This window comes from Streptomyces sp. NPDC007095 (assembly GCF_040634475.1).
GTDB lineage: Bacteria > Actinomycetota > Actinomycetes > Streptomycetales > Streptomycetaceae > Streptomyces.
Genome location: NZ_JBEYFS010000284.1, coordinates 1 through 13,793 on the forward strand (window position 1 = coordinate 1; position 13,793 = coordinate 13,793).

General features: G+C 69.1%; 13 protein-coding genes and 2 pseudogenes. 7 read left to right on the forward strand and 8 right to left on the reverse strand.

Annotation, left to right across the window (positions count from 1 at the left end; genetic code table 11):
- Positions 1-88 precede the first annotated feature (88 nt).
- The 3 genes and pseudogenes from ABZ656_RS51045 to ABZ656_RS51055 form a co-directional block, all read right to left on the reverse strand.
- Positions 89-631, reverse strand: a complete 543-nt coding sequence (locus tag ABZ656_RS51045) for a GNAT family protein (protein ID WP_360278594.1) — start codon at positions 629-631, stop codon at positions 89-91.
- A gap of 53 nt (positions 632-684) precedes the next feature.
- Positions 685-798, reverse strand: a pseudogene (locus ABZ656_RS51050) (IS5/IS1182 family transposase); the annotation flags it as partial.
- 19 nt (positions 799-817) lie between these two features.
- Positions 818-1,192, reverse strand: a complete 375-nt coding sequence (locus ABZ656_RS51055; RefSeq protein WP_101404094.1) for a VOC family protein — start codon at positions 1,190-1,192, stop codon at positions 818-820.
- A gap of 166 nt (positions 1,193-1,358) precedes the next feature.
- Between ABZ656_RS51055 and ABZ656_RS51060 the strand changes: the two are divergent.
- A pseudogene (locus tag ABZ656_RS51060) lies at positions 1,359-1,553 on the forward strand (helix-turn-helix transcriptional regulator); the annotation flags it as partial.
- 7 nt (positions 1,554-1,560) lie between these two features.
- Here ABZ656_RS51060 and ABZ656_RS51065 read toward each other — a convergent pair.
- Positions 1,561-2,826 carry an MFS transporter gene (locus tag ABZ656_RS51065; RefSeq protein ID WP_360278597.1) on the reverse strand — a complete coding sequence of 422 codons (1,266 nt, stop codon included), beginning with the start codon at positions 2,824-2,826 and terminating at the stop codon, positions 1,561-1,563.
- Positions 2,827-3,020: 194 nt separating this feature from the next.
- On the opposite strand from ABZ656_RS51065, the gene ABZ656_RS51070 reads away from it, so the two are divergent.
- The gene (locus ABZ656_RS51070; RefSeq protein WP_360278600.1) at positions 3,021-4,094 is read left to right on the forward strand and encodes an AraC family transcriptional regulator ligand-binding domain-containing protein; all 1,074 of its coding nucleotides are present in this window, start codon (positions 3,021-3,023) and stop codon (positions 4,092-4,094) included.
- Between the two features lie 8 nt (positions 4,095-4,102).
- Here the strand turns inward: ABZ656_RS51070 and ABZ656_RS51075 are convergent, their stop codons facing one another.
- From ABZ656_RS51075 to ABZ656_RS51085, 3 genes are read right to left on the reverse strand one after another with little or no spacing between them, the layout of a single operon-like run.
- Entirely contained in the window at positions 4,103-5,515 is a 1,413-nt protein-coding gene (locus ABZ656_RS51075; protein ID WP_360278603.1) for an aldehyde dehydrogenase family protein, read from the reverse strand.
- Positions 5,512-6,390: an SDR family oxidoreductase gene (locus ABZ656_RS51080; protein ID WP_101403187.1), complete on the reverse strand. Its 879-nt coding sequence runs from the start codon at positions 6,388-6,390 to the stop codon at positions 5,512-5,514. The genes ABZ656_RS51075 and ABZ656_RS51080 overlap by 4 nt, the downstream gene beginning before the upstream one ends.
- Complete coding sequence (locus ABZ656_RS51085) at positions 6,387-7,733, reverse strand: NAD(P)/FAD-dependent oxidoreductase (protein ID WP_360278606.1); 1,347 nt, start codon at positions 7,731-7,733, stop codon at positions 6,387-6,389. The genes ABZ656_RS51080 and ABZ656_RS51085 overlap by 4 nt, the downstream gene beginning before the upstream one ends.
- Before the next feature lie 197 nt (positions 7,734-7,930).
- Here ABZ656_RS51085 and ABZ656_RS51090 point away from each other — a divergent pair, with 197 nt between their 5' ends.
- Positions 7,931-8,554: a TetR/AcrR family transcriptional regulator gene (locus ABZ656_RS51090; protein ID WP_360278609.1), complete on the forward strand. Its 624-nt coding sequence runs from the start codon at positions 7,931-7,933 to the stop codon at positions 8,552-8,554.
- 417 nt (positions 8,555-8,971) lie between these two features.
- Here the strand turns inward: ABZ656_RS51090 and ABZ656_RS51095 are convergent, their stop codons facing one another.
- Positions 8,972-9,148, reverse strand: coding sequence for an FAD-dependent oxidoreductase (locus ABZ656_RS51095; protein ID WP_360278612.1), 177 nt, complete (start codon positions 9,146-9,148; stop codon positions 8,972-8,974).
- A gap of 322 nt (positions 9,149-9,470) precedes the next feature.
- Between ABZ656_RS51095 and ABZ656_RS51100 the strand changes: the two genes are divergently transcribed.
- The 4 genes from ABZ656_RS51100 (at position 9,471) to ABZ656_RS51115 (ending at position 13,786) form a co-directional block, all read left to right on the forward strand.
- Positions 9,471-10,010: an MMPL family transporter gene (locus tag ABZ656_RS51100; RefSeq protein WP_360278615.1), complete on the forward strand. Its 540-nt coding sequence runs from the start codon at positions 9,471-9,473 to the stop codon at positions 10,008-10,010.
- 654 nt (positions 10,011-10,664) lie between these two features.
- Complete coding sequence (locus ABZ656_RS51105; RefSeq protein WP_360278618.1) at positions 10,665-11,684, forward strand: GlxA family transcriptional regulator; 1,020 nt, start codon at positions 10,665-10,667, stop codon at positions 11,682-11,684.
- A gap of 465 nt (positions 11,685-12,149) precedes the next feature.
- A complete protein-coding gene (locus ABZ656_RS51110; RefSeq protein WP_360278621.1) occupies positions 12,150-12,767 on the forward strand; it encodes a TOPRIM nucleotidyl transferase/hydrolase domain-containing protein in 618 nt (205 codons plus the stop codon).
- A gap of 620 nt (positions 12,768-13,387) precedes the next feature.
- Entirely contained in the window at positions 13,388-13,786 is a 399-nt protein-coding gene (locus ABZ656_RS51115) for a transposase (RefSeq protein ID WP_360278624.1), read from the forward strand.
- Positions 13,787-13,793 lie beyond the last annotated feature (7 nt).

Here is a 13,793-nt window from a genome sequence, read left to right on the forward strand (position 1 = left end):
TACGTCCAGTACGAGGACTTCCGGCCGGCACGCCGAGAGCACGCACCGGACGCCGCTCCTTGACGGGCAAACGTTGCCTGCCGCGGCACTAGCTCTTCGAGTCCGGCTTCCACTCCTGGACGAGGAGACCGAGCAGCACCTGGTCCAGGAACTCGCCCAACACCCAGGCCGAGGAGCGCAGCACGCCCTCGCGGACGAACCCGTTGCGCTCGGCGGAACGCAGCATCGCGGCGTTGTCCGACAACGTCTCAATCTGCAGCCGCTGCAGGCCGCGCACGATGAAACCGTAGTGGCACAGCACCGCGACCACGTCGGTGCCGTAGCCCTTGCCCCGCGAGGACGGCAGCAGCCCCAACCCGATGTGCGCGGACCGGTTGTGATTGTCGATGCCCCACAACGTCGCGGTACCGACCAGCGTGCCGCCGTCCAGCTCCACCACGGAGAACGGGACGAGCCCCTGTTCCTTGTCGTCCACTACAAGCCGCGAGTCCTTCGAACCTGGCGTGATCGGCCGCCACGGCCGGCCTTCGGCCCGCGAGCCGTTGACCACGTCGTCGTAGAGCTCGGCCCGCAGAACCGGGATGTCGTCCTCGTGCCGGGCCCTCAGCCCGACCTTGCTGCCCCTTAGCATGCAAGCTTCCTATCCGACCGGGCTGACCTGCGGCAAACCAATAAAAGATCGGCTCAGTTGGTGTAGCGGCGGTAGCAGACGAGGGCGCTGGCGATGCCGACGAAGGCCAGGAAGTGCTCGGCTCTGCGCTCGTATCGCCTGTGCCGGCGGCGGCAGCCATTGAGCCAGACAGGGCGCCCGATGGACTCAGTGGAGGCAGAGGCAGAACGGATGGCCGGCCGGGTCCGCGTAGATCCGCCAGTTGGCCCCCGGGCGGAGCTGATCCGTCCGCTCCAGCACGGTCGCGCCGAGGGCCAGCGCCCGCTTCTCCTCTCCGTCGAGATCGTCCACGTCGAAGTCCAGGTGGAGCTGCTGCGGGCGCTCCTGGCCGGGCCATTCGGGCGGTCGGTAGCCGTCCACCCGCTGGCAGGCCAGCGGTGTCCCCTCGAACCCGTACACCTCGACCCAGTCGGGCTCCTCAGGGTCCGCGATCACCCGTCCGCCGAGCAGATTCGCGTAGAACTCAGCAAGCCGTACCGGATCAGCGCAATCCAACGCGACCGCCTGCAGCTTTCGAATCACTTCCGACACCCCTCGCTCTTCGGCCGCTTCTGCGACGCCCCCGTACGGGAGGGGTCGTACCCGCCGCGGCGGCGGGCATGCGCGGCGGTAACGCCGGACCGCGGCCGGGCTTCACCCAGAAGGGAAGGCCACCTGACCCAGCCCGGCGCCGCCGCCCCGAACACCTGCCACCCGCCTGGCCGCCCTCATCCCACGGGAGCGAGCGGTCATGGCCCTGGTCGCCGCTGGACCGGCCAACGGCCAGATCGCCGAACACCTCTTCATCACCCCTTTCACCGTCAAGACCCACGCCAACCGGGCCATGGCCAAACTCGGTGCCCGCGACCGCGCGCAACTCGTCGTCATCAGCTATCAGTCGTGATCAGCCATCAGTCGTGACCAGCTATCAAACGGGTATCGCCCGCCGCGGCCCCTCGCAGCCCTTGGGGGAGGCTCTCCATACGGGCCGAGCCCGAAGGCCGGGTGAAACGGCGGGCGGCGGCCAGGGGAAGGAGCACAAGGACGGCCGGTACCGCGTAGGCGAGACGGAAGTGGCCGGTGGAGCCGAGGAGTCCGCTGAGGGCGCCGCCGGTGACGACTCCGACGTAGTTGAAGAGGTTCAGGCGTGCCAGAACCGCCTCCGAGGCTGTGGGACTCAGCCGTGCGGCGGAGGCCAGGCACAGCGGAGCCAGGACGGACGCCCCCAGGCCCACCGCCCCGGCCGCGAGAACAGCGAACGGCCAGCTCGGCGCGGCGGCAAGAGCTGCCAGGGCGCCCGCGGCCAGCAGGACGGCGGTGCGGACGACGGCGACCGCTCCGAGCTTCTGTACGAGCCGATCGGCAGCGGCTCGGCCGATGACCGTGCCGGTCTGGTAGGCCGCGTACGCCAGCGGCGCGACCGTGAGGGAGGCGGCGAGCGTCTGCCGAAGGTAGACAGCCGACCAGGCCGAAACGGTGGATTCGACCACGTAGACGACCAGGAGAACCAGGCCGAACGGAATGAGCCGGACCCACAGACTGCGCCCGAGCGACGGCTGCGCGAGCGCATCCGAGGGCCCCTCGGGGACGAGGATGGCGTGGGTGCGCATACCGGCGGCGAACAACAGGACGATGCCTGCCTGCAAGGCCAGGCCGTCGGCCACGGGCCACTCCAGCCGAGCCACCCCGGCGGTGAGCAGTGCCGCGACCACGCCGCCCACGCTCCATGCCGTGTAGAAGGAGCCGAAAACACTTCGGCCGTAGGCGCGTTCGACCGCCGCCGCCCGGGTGTTGACTGCGACATCGAGGGCACCGACAGCGAGCCCGAAGAGGATGTACGCGCAGATGACGGCAGCCTGTCCGGAGGCCCAGCCGATCAGCGTCAGCGCGGCGGCCGCCGCCGGCATGGCCCCGCGCATCGTGGCCACGGGACCGGCACGGCGGATCGCGGCCAGCCCCAGGAAGCTGCCACCCCCTGCCGTCAGCGCCACCGCGATCATCAATGTGGTCGTCAGGAGTGGAGCCAGTCCCAGGCGCTCCGTGACGGCAGGAACAGTCGTGTACACGGCGGCGACGGAGACGCCCTGCGCGGCGAAAGCGATCGTGACGACCTTTCGGGCGCCGACCTCGGAGACTGGATGCCCGAAGCCCGCCCGGGGCGATGCGTCAAAGGACATGATGTCGTTGTTCCTCTATTTGCTGTGTGCGCGGGATGGTCGGCCGGTCAATTCGGCCAGGTTGCGGAAAACGTAGTCAGGCGCGGAACGCGAGCGCAGGACGCCAGGGGCCGTACAGGGGACTTCGGGGGCCAGTGGGCGCGGCCAGTGATGCCCGGCTGCCTACAGTGGTCGCCCAGGAGAAGGTGAGTGCGATGTCCCTTGCCCCCGGCCCCGCGAACCCTCCGGGGACCAGCCGCAGCACATCGGCGACGATCCAGCCGAACATCCTGCGCTATCTCGTCACGGTCACCGACGAGCGCGGCATCGATCTGCGGCCCCTGCTGGTGCAGGTCGGGCTGGACGAGACGGTCATGCGCTCCGCCGCGCTGAGGGTGTCGTACCGGCAGGGCAGCGCGGCAATTCGGCGTGCGCTGGAGCTCACCGGCGACGAGCATCTGGGGATGAAGGTGGGAGCGGCACAACACCTGACCGCATGGGGCCTGCTCGGCTTCGCCCTGATGGCCGACGACACACTGCGGCACGCCATCGAGACGGGGGTGAAGTACCAGAACCTGTCCGGGGCGATGGTGGTGTGGTCGGCCGGTATCGGCGAGGAAGACGAGGCCTTCGTGCTGCGTGCCGACCTCCCCGATCCGGCCATGGACCCAGCCGTCGCCGTCTTCTTGATCGAGGAGGGGCTCGCCTCCGTGGTCACCCTGTCCCGGCTGGCCGTCGGCCCGGCCTTCGCGCCGAGAGTGGTGGAGTTCGCCTGTGCGCCGCCGCACCGGAGCGACCAGTTCAGTGCCCTGTTCGGCTGTCCGGTCCGCTTCGGCGCCCCGGCCAACCGTATGGTCATCGACCCCGCGTGGGCCCGTGCCCGGATGCCCGGCCGGGATCCGGTGACCTACGCGTCGACTCTGGAGATGCTCGACGCGCAGATGGCCTCACGCCGCGACCAGCAGGATCTGCTGGAGGTTCTGGAGATCTCCGTCGCCCAGAGCCTCCCGGTGGTCCCCTCGTTCGCCGAGCAGGCACGGCGGCACACGACGAGCGAGCGGACGCTCCGTCGCCGACTGGCCGACTGCGGCACGACGTACGAGGCACTCGTCGAGGGAGTACGCCGGGAACGCGTCGAACAGCTGCTGCTCCGCCCGGAACTGACGCTGCGCGACATCGCACGCCGGGCGGGGTTCTCCGACGAACGCGCGCTGCGCCGCGCAGTACGCCGCTGGCACGGCACCTCCCCGGTCCACCTGCGCGAGCAGATGCGTACGGATCGCCTCTGAGCCGGAGGTCAACGGGTGCGGATCCAGACCGTCTTCTCCCGGGTCCACTGCTCGAAGGCGTTGGTGGACTTCTCCACGCCACCGAATCCGGACTGCTTCCAGCCGCCGAAGGGGGTGGTGATGTCGCCCTCGCTGTAGGCGTTCACGGAGATCACACCTGCCTCGATGCCGCGTGCCAGCCGACATGCACTGTCGAGGTCGCGGGTCCATACGGATGCGGCGAGCCCGTACTCGGTGGCGTTGGCCATACGTACCGCCTCGTCCTCCGTGGTGAAGGTCTGGAAAGTGACGACAGGGCCGAACAGCTCCCTGGTGAGGACGTCACTGCCGTCGGGGGCGCGGGTGATCACGGTGGGCGGGTAGTAGGCGCCGCGGGACGGCAGCTCGTGGGGCAGTCCCCCGGTGTGGATCTGGGCTTTGCCGGCCCGGGCGGCCTCCACGGCCCCCGCGACCCGGTCGAAGGCGGCGCGGTTGATGAGCGGCCCCATCTGCGTGCGCGGGTCGGCCGGATCACCGATGACGAGCTCCTTGGCCGCGGCTGTGAACCGCTCCAGGACCTCCTCTGCGATGTTGCGGTGGACCAGGACACGGGAGCCGGCCGTGCAGTTCTGCCCCATCGTCAAGAACGCGGCCTCGATCATGTTGCCGATCAGCTCGTCCCCGTAGGCGAGCGCGTCGGCCATGAGCACCTGAGGGCTTTTACCGCCCATCTCCAGTGAGACGCGCTTGAAGTTGCTCTCGGCAGCGTCCTTCAGGATGCGGCGACTGGTCGCGGTGGACCCGGTGAAGGAGAGGGCCCCCACGAGGGGGTCACGGACGAGGGCCGCCCCGGCTTCGAAACCGTATCCGGGCAGCACGGTGAGCACTCCGTCGGGCAGGCCGGCCTCGGCGGCGAGTGCAGCCAGGTGCAGGGCCGAGCGCGGGGTCGCCTCGGCCGGCTTGACCAGCAGACAGTTACCCGCGGCCAGGGCGGGTCCGACCTTCCAGGCGGCCATGGCGAGCGGGTAGTTCCACGGCAGTATCGCCGCGACGACCCCTACCGGCTCGCGGCTCATGAGGCCCAGGCCCTCGGGCCCGCTCGGTGCGAGACGGCCGAAGACCTTGTCGGCCGCCTCGGCGAACCAGCGGATCGACTCGATCGCGCCCGGTACGTCGCCCGTACGGCACTCGGTGATCGGCTTGCCCGCGTCCTGGCTGTCCAGCCGGGCGAGGATCTCGAGGTCGCGTTCCATGAGGTCGGCGAGCCGCAGCAGCACCGCCGCGCGCTTGCGGACCGGCAGCCGCGACCACACCCCGGCGTCGAAGACCGACCGGGCCCGCTCGGCGGCCTGGGCGACATCGTCGGCGCTCGCGGCGGCCAGGGTGGTGATGGGCTCCCCGGTGGCGGGGTTGACGACAGGCAGTGTCTCGTACGTGGTCATGCTTCCTCCGTCAATTCCCAGCGCCCGTCGGTCCGGCGGGCCAGTCCGCGTCGGCGGAGTTCCTCCAGATAGCGGGCCATGCCGCGATCACCGCGCTTACGGAACAGCGGGAAGATCTTGGGCAGCAGGTTCGGTACGAGCATCGCGAACCGCACCAGACGAGACTCACCGGTCCGGGGATAGGCCTCCAGGCGGGGCTTGTCCAGCAGGCTCACCACCGCCGCGACGACGTCGGCGGGCTGCTGGGGCCGGTCCTGGAACTGCATGGAGTTGCCGCCGTCCACGGCTTCCTGGCGGAGCATCCGCGTGTCCGTCGCCGAGGGCAGCACCGAGCCGGCCAGGATGCCCTTGCTCCGCAGGTCGAGTCCGATCGCCAGCATCGCGCCGCGCAGCCCGAACTTCGAGGCCGTGTAGATGGGGGTCTCGCCCAGCGGGAAGATCCCGCCGAGGGAGACGGTGGTGACCACCCGAGCGTCCTGGGAGGCCTTCAGCAGGGGAATCGCGATCCTGGTCGCGACCAGCGGGGAGGTCAGGTTGAGAGTGATCTCCCGCTCGATGCTCTCGACGCTGCGGACGTCGAAGCGTTCCGCACTGGTCATGCCCACGTTGTTGATGAGCACGTCGAGACGGCCGTAGACATCGGCGACCAGCTCGAACAACCGCCCCACCTGAGCGCGGTCCATCAGATCGCAGCCGATGCCCGTGTGCCCGGCGCCGGGCAGGTCGGTGGCGACCTTCTGGGCCCGGGTCCCGTCGATGTCGACGACGACGCAGTGGGCGCCGCCGGAGGCGAAGCGGCGGCACAGCGCACTGCCGATGCCGCCCGCACCGCCGGTCACCAGCATGACCTTGTCGGAGAAGTCGAAGCCGCTCATGCCGCCGCCTCCGCACGTCGCAGGGAGCGTGCCGGCGGCGGCTGGCCCTCGGTACGCCAGCCCATCCCGCCCGCGACCTTGCCCAGGTACTTCACGAAGGCCCCGCTGTCGACATAGCCGGTGTGGCGGGGCGAGGCGACGAACTTCAGACCGCCGGACAGATCCGGGTGGTCGGCGCGGATCATACGGGCGAACCGCTCCGCGTTCGACAGCCGGTGCCGCGCGTCGTGCACGTACCCGGCGATCAGCTGCGCCTGGGTGTCGAAGAGCTGGTACGCACCGGAGTTGGTCTCGATGAAGCCGATGCCGAACAGGCCCTGGTGCTCGCGCGAGAACGACGACAGGTACAGGTCCGGGTGTTGCTCGTCACCGAAGTACTTCTGCGCGACCGGCACTTTGTGGACGTAGCCCGTGGCCAGCAGGATGAGATCGAAGTCGTCGCTCGTGCCGTCGGTGAAACGCACGGTCCTGCCCTCGGTGCGGGCGATCCCGGGCCTGGCGGCGATGTCGCCGTGCTGGAGGTGGTGGATCAGCATCGAGTTGATGGCCGGGTGGGTCTCGAACAGCTTGTGGTCCGGCTTCTGCAGCCCGAGCCGCGTCGGATCGCCGTTGATGATCCGCAGAAGGGCACCGAAGACCCGCTGCGCCAGCCACATCGGCAGGTGCGGCCCGCTGTTGGCGATGGTGTCCACCGGCCGGCCGAACAGGTGCTTGGGGATGAACCAGTACCCTCGCCGCATGCTGATCACCGCGTGGTCCGCGGCCCGGGCCGCATCGCACGCGATGTCACAGCCGGAGTTCCCCGCGCCCACCACCAGGACCCGCTTGCCCCGCAGCTCCTCCGCGCTGCGATAGCCGGCGGTGTGCCGGACCTCCCCGCTGAACTCCCCCGGCAATTCAGGGATGTTGGGGTGCCACTGGGCGCCCGTGCACACCACGACCTGCCCGTGCACGCTGTCCCGCCCGTCGGCCCTGGTGACCGTCCAGGTGCCGTCCGCGTTCTTCTCGACGCCTGCGACCTCGACGCCGAACTCGATCCTGTCCGTCAGCCCGTACGCGTCGGCGAAGGACCGCAGGTACGACAGGATCTGGCGGTGCGGCGGGTAGTCCGCGAAGTGGTCGGGCATCGGAAAGCCGCCGAAACCCGACAGGGTCCTGCTGGAGATGAAATGGGCCGACTCGTACATCGGGCTGCCGAGATTGTCGATGTCCCAGATACCGCCGGGCCCGCTGTGCCGCTCAAGATGCGTGTACGGCAGATTCCGCTCCGCCAGAGCCCTGGCGACCGCCAGCCCGGCAGGTCCCGCCCCGATCACACACGTATCAAACTGGCTTTCGTTCACGAGCCTGCCTCCTCATTCACACGCTTCACGGAGCGGGTGTGGGAGGAAACGTATTCACCCGCCGTTCAGCGTGAACTGACCCGTGCGGCCACGGACCGGACCTCAGCGGCCGCGCCACCACGGCATCCGTGTGCACATGGACGAGGCCGAGCTGTTCGGACGACTTGTTCATGGGACTGAGTCGATATGATGCGGTCATGGCTCACGTTCCCGCGGCCGAGCGCCGTCCTCAGCTGATCAAAGCGGCCATCGACTTCATGGCGCGGGAAGGAGTCGCGGCCGGAAGCACTCGCGCCATCGCCGCCGAGCTGGGGGTGGCCCAGGCCACGGTGCACTACACCTTCGGCACGAAGGAAGGGCTGTACCGAGCCGTGATGGAGCAGCTCACGCAGGATGTGATCGCACAGGTCGAGCGGGCCGCGCCTGCCGACGCCGGATTCGAGGAGACGGCCGGCACGCTGGCCGCGGCCCTGTGGCGCACGGTGCGTGAGCAGCCCGCCAGCCATCAACTCCTCACCGAACTGACCATGTTCGCGCTCCGCACCCCCGCCCTGAGCGAGGCCCTCGAGAGCCACTACCGAAGAGTGACCGAGGTGACGGCGCGGCTCGTGACCGAGGCGGCCGAGCGCAGCGGACAGCAGTTGGCCCAGCCCGCGGAGACGATCGCTCGGTTCTTCCTCGCCGGGTTCGACGGGCTCACGCTGCAGCGCCTCTCGCACCCCGACGAGAAGGCCGAGAACACCTGCCTCCAGGCCTTCGTGTCCGCCGTGGTGGCCATGGCCGGCGGTCGGCTGAAGCTGGTGCCCGTACCGGCGAACTGACAACGGCGGGCGCATGCCCGGTCGTTGCCCTACTCCTCCACCATTGGGCCACCTGCCCGGCCGTCCGCGCTCCGGACCGGCTGGAACTCGATGTTGCGCATGAGTTCGATGGCGGCGTGTTTGCCGAAGGAGTGCCCCGCCGCGGCGCTCACCTGCCGCCGCTGACGCCGCACCGCCGTGCGCGGACGTCGGGATCACCGATAGCGTCGCCGGGGCGTGCGCTCGACGCACCGCCTGGCCTTACGACCACGCACGTGGACCTGCTCGCCTGGCCTTACGACCACGCACGTGGACCCGCTCGCCGGGCACGGCGAACGGACACGTCGCCACGCCGACTTCCTCAGCCCGCTCCGGAACGCGGTCCCAGGTGGGGCGATCAACTGGCCGCCGATCCAGGCGACTTGGCCGTTGCCGAGGTCATGGCCGGGCGGGCCTGCCCATCCGGTCGCGGCTCTGCAGGACGATCACGGACATGCCTGCCGCCGCGAGCTTTCGGGCCGCGGTGAGCCCGGTCGACCCGGCGCCGATCACGACGACGCCGCCCTCTCCTCCCCAGCGCCCGTTCGCGGCTTGCGTGCCGTGCGTAGCGGCCACCGTTCCCCCTGGCTCCCAGGGGGCTTGCGGCGAGAGGAACCCAAGCTCATTCGAGTGACCCGGTCGATCGACTTGAGCGGGTGACAAAGTCGGGTCATCGACCGAGGCACCCGTCGACATCAGGCCGTCACGTGGCCGGAGTCCGGCCTGCCTCGTTCCGCTTCTCTCTCCCCCGCCCATGTCGTGCGCTCGGGTGTGCGGGATCTCCACCGTCCCAGGGAGTTCGAATGGCCGTCCTGCTCCACCGGTTGGGCCACAGCGCCTACCGCTGCCGAAAGCTGGTCCTGGGCATATGGCTCTTCGTCGTGGCCGCGCTCATCACATGCGTCAGCATCTTCGGCGGCAAGCTCGACGACCGCTTCTCGGTGCCCGGCACCGAGTCGCAGCGTGCTCTGGACAGTCTGAGCAAGACCCTCCCGGAAGCCTCGGGCGCGAGCGCCCAGATCGTCTTCACCGCCCCCAGGGGCCACCAGGTCACCGAGGCCCCGTACGCCGCGGCCATCGCTCGGACCGTGGCGGAAAAGCCAAGAAGGCTCCCCAGGTCGGTGAGGTCGTCGACCCCGGCACCTCCGGTGCCGTCTCGGCCGACCGGACCACGGCGATCGTCCAGGTCCAGTACCCGGTGCAGAACGCGCAGGTCCACACCTCATCCGTCGACGTGATCGAGAACGCGGCGAAAGCGACCGAGCAGGACGGGCTGAAGACCTCGGTCGGCGGTTCCGTCTACAGCGCCCTCGCCGGGCGGGGCGCCTGGTGGCTGCCGGCCTGGCTGGACCGGATCCTGCCCGACCTCGACGTCGAAGGCACCAGCCTGCAGAAAGCCGCCCCGGCCCACCACAAGGAACCCCAGCCCGTTTCTTGAGCACTTCCGACGGGTTCGCGGCGCCGACCACATCGCGAGCCCGGGTGCCTGGATCCGGATCGGTCCCAGGTCCGGATCGTAGGGGGCCCGGGCGTCGGCCAGGGTCTGATGGGTGACACTACGCACCCCCTGGAGGTCACGCCGGTGGTCTTGGTCTCCGCTGGTTGTTCGTCCGTACGGCCGGCTCGCGAGGCGTTCCGGAAGTCGTGTGTGGCGGAACTGGCAGACCGCGTCGGCCTGACGGAGCGCTCCTCTTCGGTGTGCTTCTTCCAGGAACGTCATCAGCCGCCGCGAAAGGCGAACTGAGAGGCTGTGCCTCCCAGCAGGTAGCAAACCGGTCGTGGCTTCGGCACGGGTCACCGGCACATGATGAGCACAGGGAAATCCGACGACCGGGCGAGCGATGATCGGTTACGGCACTTGAACCGGGAGCCTGCAGCCCGCGGCAGCTGTCAACACACTCGCTGCCGCGTTCTGCAGGACACATTCGACTGCGCGCACCAGGAAATCGGGACAACTGCCTGACCGCCCGGACCGTTTGCCGGGCTCTCGCCCCGATACCGAGGCGACACGGCGGCGGCATGCCGACGGGCAGGACATCGCCGACGCCCTGTCGATCCAGTGTCCACACCGCGCACAGCCCGGAGGCATCCGATGAACCCCAAGCGCCCGGCGACGGATCCGCTCATCGTGACCGTGCTTGTCTTTCCGGGGGTGCGACTGCTCGATGTGACCGGACCCATCGAGGTGTTCACGACGGCGAACGAGTTCGGCGGACGCTATCGGGTACAGATCGCGTCCGAGGACGGAGCGGAGGTGATCACCTCCGCCGGGACCCGCCTCAGCGCCGACCTCTCCGCCGGGGACGTACAAGAGCCGTGCGACGTACTGGTGATCCCGGGCGGCCCTGAATGGGAAACGCTGATCAAGGACGACGCCCTTCTGGATGCGGTCCGGCAACTGAACGAGAAGAGCCGCTGCACGGCATCGGTGTGCACAGGAGCGTTTCTGCTGGCCGCGGCCGGACTTCTCAATGGCCGTCGCGCCGCGACGCACTGGCGGCATGCACGGCAACTGGCCTCTCGCTTCCCGTCCGTGCGGGTCCAGCCGGACGCCATCTTCGTGCGGGACGGACAGATGATGACTTCGGCAGGTGTCAGCGCCGGTATCGACCTGTCCCTGGCGCTGGTCGAAGATCACTACGGTGCGGAGGTCGCCCGGTCGGTTGCCAAGGACATGGTCGTCTTCATGCAGCGGCCGGGCGGCCAGTCCCAGTTCAGCGTCCGCTCCCGGGCACCGCACACCCGCCAGGAGATGCTCCGCCGGGTCCTGGATGCCGTCGCCGAGAACCCCGGGGCCAACCACACACTCACGGCCATGGCCCGCAGAGCAGGCGTCAGCGTCCGTCACGTGACCCGGCTCTTCGACGAAGAGGTGGGAACCACTCCGGCCCGTTACGTCGAACAGGTCAGACTGGAAGCCGCCCAAGCGCAGCTCGAGACGGGTGACGACCCCCTGCCGCTAGTGGCACGGCGCACCGGGTTCGGCTCACCCGAGTCGCTCCGCAGAGCGTTCGTACGGCACCTGGGTGTGACACCTGGTGCATTCCGGACCAGCTTCCGTACGACCGGCATGGGCACGAAGGATTCAGCACCCGCAACGGTGTCCCCGTAGCGAAGCGACAACAAGGCACAACCAGCCGATGACGGCGAACCGGCAGCTCCCTGAAGCCGGATCAGCGGGCGTGGCCCACCGGACCGACAGCAAAGGCCAGACCTCGCATCCTCGACCCGACAGCCCCGACAGCCCCCACCCGACGGACTGAGCATCGTGGCGACGATGCGGCGTAGCCGCCTGCGGGAGTCCAGCCAGCATCCCGTCCGGCGTCGCCGAGAACTCGGCCGCCCCACACGATCAGATCCTGAACGGTGACGCGCCTCACGTCCGTGGACCATGGGCGTCATGTAAGACCGCCCTGCTCTCTGGCGTCGCCGCGCGGCACTGTGATCGTCAGCGGTAGGTGGCCGGCTCGCATCCGTGGGCTCCAGATGGCCCAGATGACGAGGGCGCCGGGCATGTCGAGCGGGGCCGTCGAATATTCCCGTGCCATGCCGGTCGGTGGAAGTGCAGACTCGCTCCATGGCGGACATACACGCATTCCGGGACGCGGTCAGCCGCTGGGCGGCCGGCGGTCCCGGCGGACCGGCGAATGATCTGGTTGTGCAACTGGGACTGCGGACGGCGGTGCTGCTGGAAGGACCGAGTGACCTCGCGGCCGTCGAGGCGCTGGCCGCACGACGTGGCCGGGACCTGGCCGCCGAAGGGGTGTGCGTCGTGCCGATGGGCGGGGCGATGAGTGTCGGCCGCTACGCCGGTCTTCTCGGGCCACCCGGGCTTGGCCTACACCTGAGAGGACTGTGCGACGAACGCGAGCAGCGCTTCTACGACCGCGGCCTGAAGCGGGCCCGGGCGCCGCACGGGGGCTTCTTCGTGTGCGTGGCGGACCTGGAGGACGAGCTCGTCCGCGCGCTGGGCACGGCGCGCGTCGAGGAGATCATCCGGGCCGAGGGCGACCTGCGGGCCTGGCAGACCTTCCTGCACCAGCCCGCACACCACGGTCGGCCCCGGCAGCAGCAGTTGCGGCGCTTCCTCGGCACGAAGAAGGGCCGCAAGATCCGCTACGGCCGTCTCCTGGTCGAGAACCTCGACCCCGGACAGGTACCGCCCCCGCTCGACGACCTCTTCACGAGTCTGTGACCGACGCGCGAAAGCGCGGTCACAAGCCGCTTCGGAGGCTCTGTCCCGCCGTCCGTCCGAGGCGGCCAACTGGCGCTGCCAACGGCCATCTGTGAACTCCGACTCGGCAGGTTGCCCAATGAGCGTTGTTCAACCTGAAGTTGCTGGTTGCGGGGCTGGTGTGGGGCGCTGCTCGTGTGCTCGCGCTGGTCGTGGGCGGCTGTCTGTCGACAAGGTCGTCCGTCAGCGGGCGACCTCGGTGTTGGTCAGCACGAGCAGGGACGAGACTTTCCGCTGGTTGGCCAGGACACTCTCTGGCCTGCACGGGCCTGCGCTGAACCGACGAAACGTGTCGGCGGCCGGCGCTCGTCCAAGTCCGGCAGGCGCTCTTACGGTACGAGATCTTCTGGGGCACTATTTCAAAGCTGGACCGCTCACGCTCACCGAGAGGAATGCGGACGAAATGGGAAACGGAAGTCCCGGAGGGGCCGACCGTCCTTGGGGAGCCACCAGGCTTGGGCCCTACCCGACCACGGTGAAGATGCCGTTCACCTCGGTGGGCATCGACCCGGCCTGAAGCTTCCCCTTGATCCTGGATACCTGGAGACTGGGACCTGAGGTTCCAGAGGAAGTAGCACCAGGTGGGAAGCAAGTACATGAAGCGGTACACCGAGGAGTTCAAACGGGACGCCATCGCGCCCGTCGACTCCTCGGGCAAGACGGTCACCGCGGTCGCCCGTGAACTCGGCATCAGCTCCGAGTCCCTGCGCGGCTGGTACCGCAAGGCCAAGGCCGACCAGGGCGAGAGCCACAGCGGCGAGCTGACCGGCGCCGAGCGTGAGGAACTGCGGCGGCTGCGCAAGGAGAACCGTGAACAGCAGCAGACGATCGAGATCCTGAAAAAGGGCGACCGCCTTCGTCGTGAAGGAGAACGACCGGTGAGCGAGCTGTACCGGTTCATCCACGCGGAGAAGGCGAACTACCCGATCGTTCTGCTGTGCCGGGTGCTGCACGTGGCTCGCTCCTCCTACGACGCCTGACGCGAGG

Bases quoted from the DNA above. Each gene is read 5' to 3' on its own strand.
- ABZ656_RS51110 (WP_360278621.1), top strand. From the start codon at position 12,150: ATGGCGGACATACACGCATTCCGGGACGCGGTCAGCCGCTGGGCGGCC.
- ABZ656_RS51070 (WP_360278600.1), top strand. From the start codon at position 3,021: ATGTCCCTTGCCCCCGGCCCCGCGAACCCTCCGGGGACCAGCCGCAGC.
- ABZ656_RS51105 (WP_360278618.1), top strand. From the start codon at position 10,665: ATGAACCCCAAGCGCCCGGCGACGGATCCGCTCATCGTGACCGTGCTT.
- ABZ656_RS51075 (WP_360278603.1), bottom strand. From the start codon at position 5,515: ATGACCACGTACGAGACACTGCCTGTCGTCAACCCCGCCACCGGGGAG.
- ABZ656_RS51080 (WP_101403187.1), bottom strand. From the start codon at position 6,390: ATGAGCGGCTTCGACTTCTCCGACAAGGTCATGCTGGTGACCGGCGGT.
- ABZ656_RS51065 (WP_360278597.1), bottom strand. From the start codon at position 2,826: ATGTCCTTTGACGCATCGCCCCGGGCGGGCTTCGGGCATCCAGTCTCC.
- ABZ656_RS51045 (WP_360278594.1), bottom strand. From the start codon at position 631: ATGCTAAGGGGCAGCAAGGTCGGGCTGAGGGCCCGGCACGAGGACGAC.
- ABZ656_RS51090 (WP_360278609.1), top strand. From the start codon at position 7,931: ATGGCTCACGTTCCCGCGGCCGAGCGCCGTCCTCAGCTGATCAAAGCG.
- ABZ656_RS51100 (WP_360278615.1), top strand. From the start codon at position 9,471: ATGCGTCAGCATCTTCGGCGGCAAGCTCGACGACCGCTTCTCGGTGCC.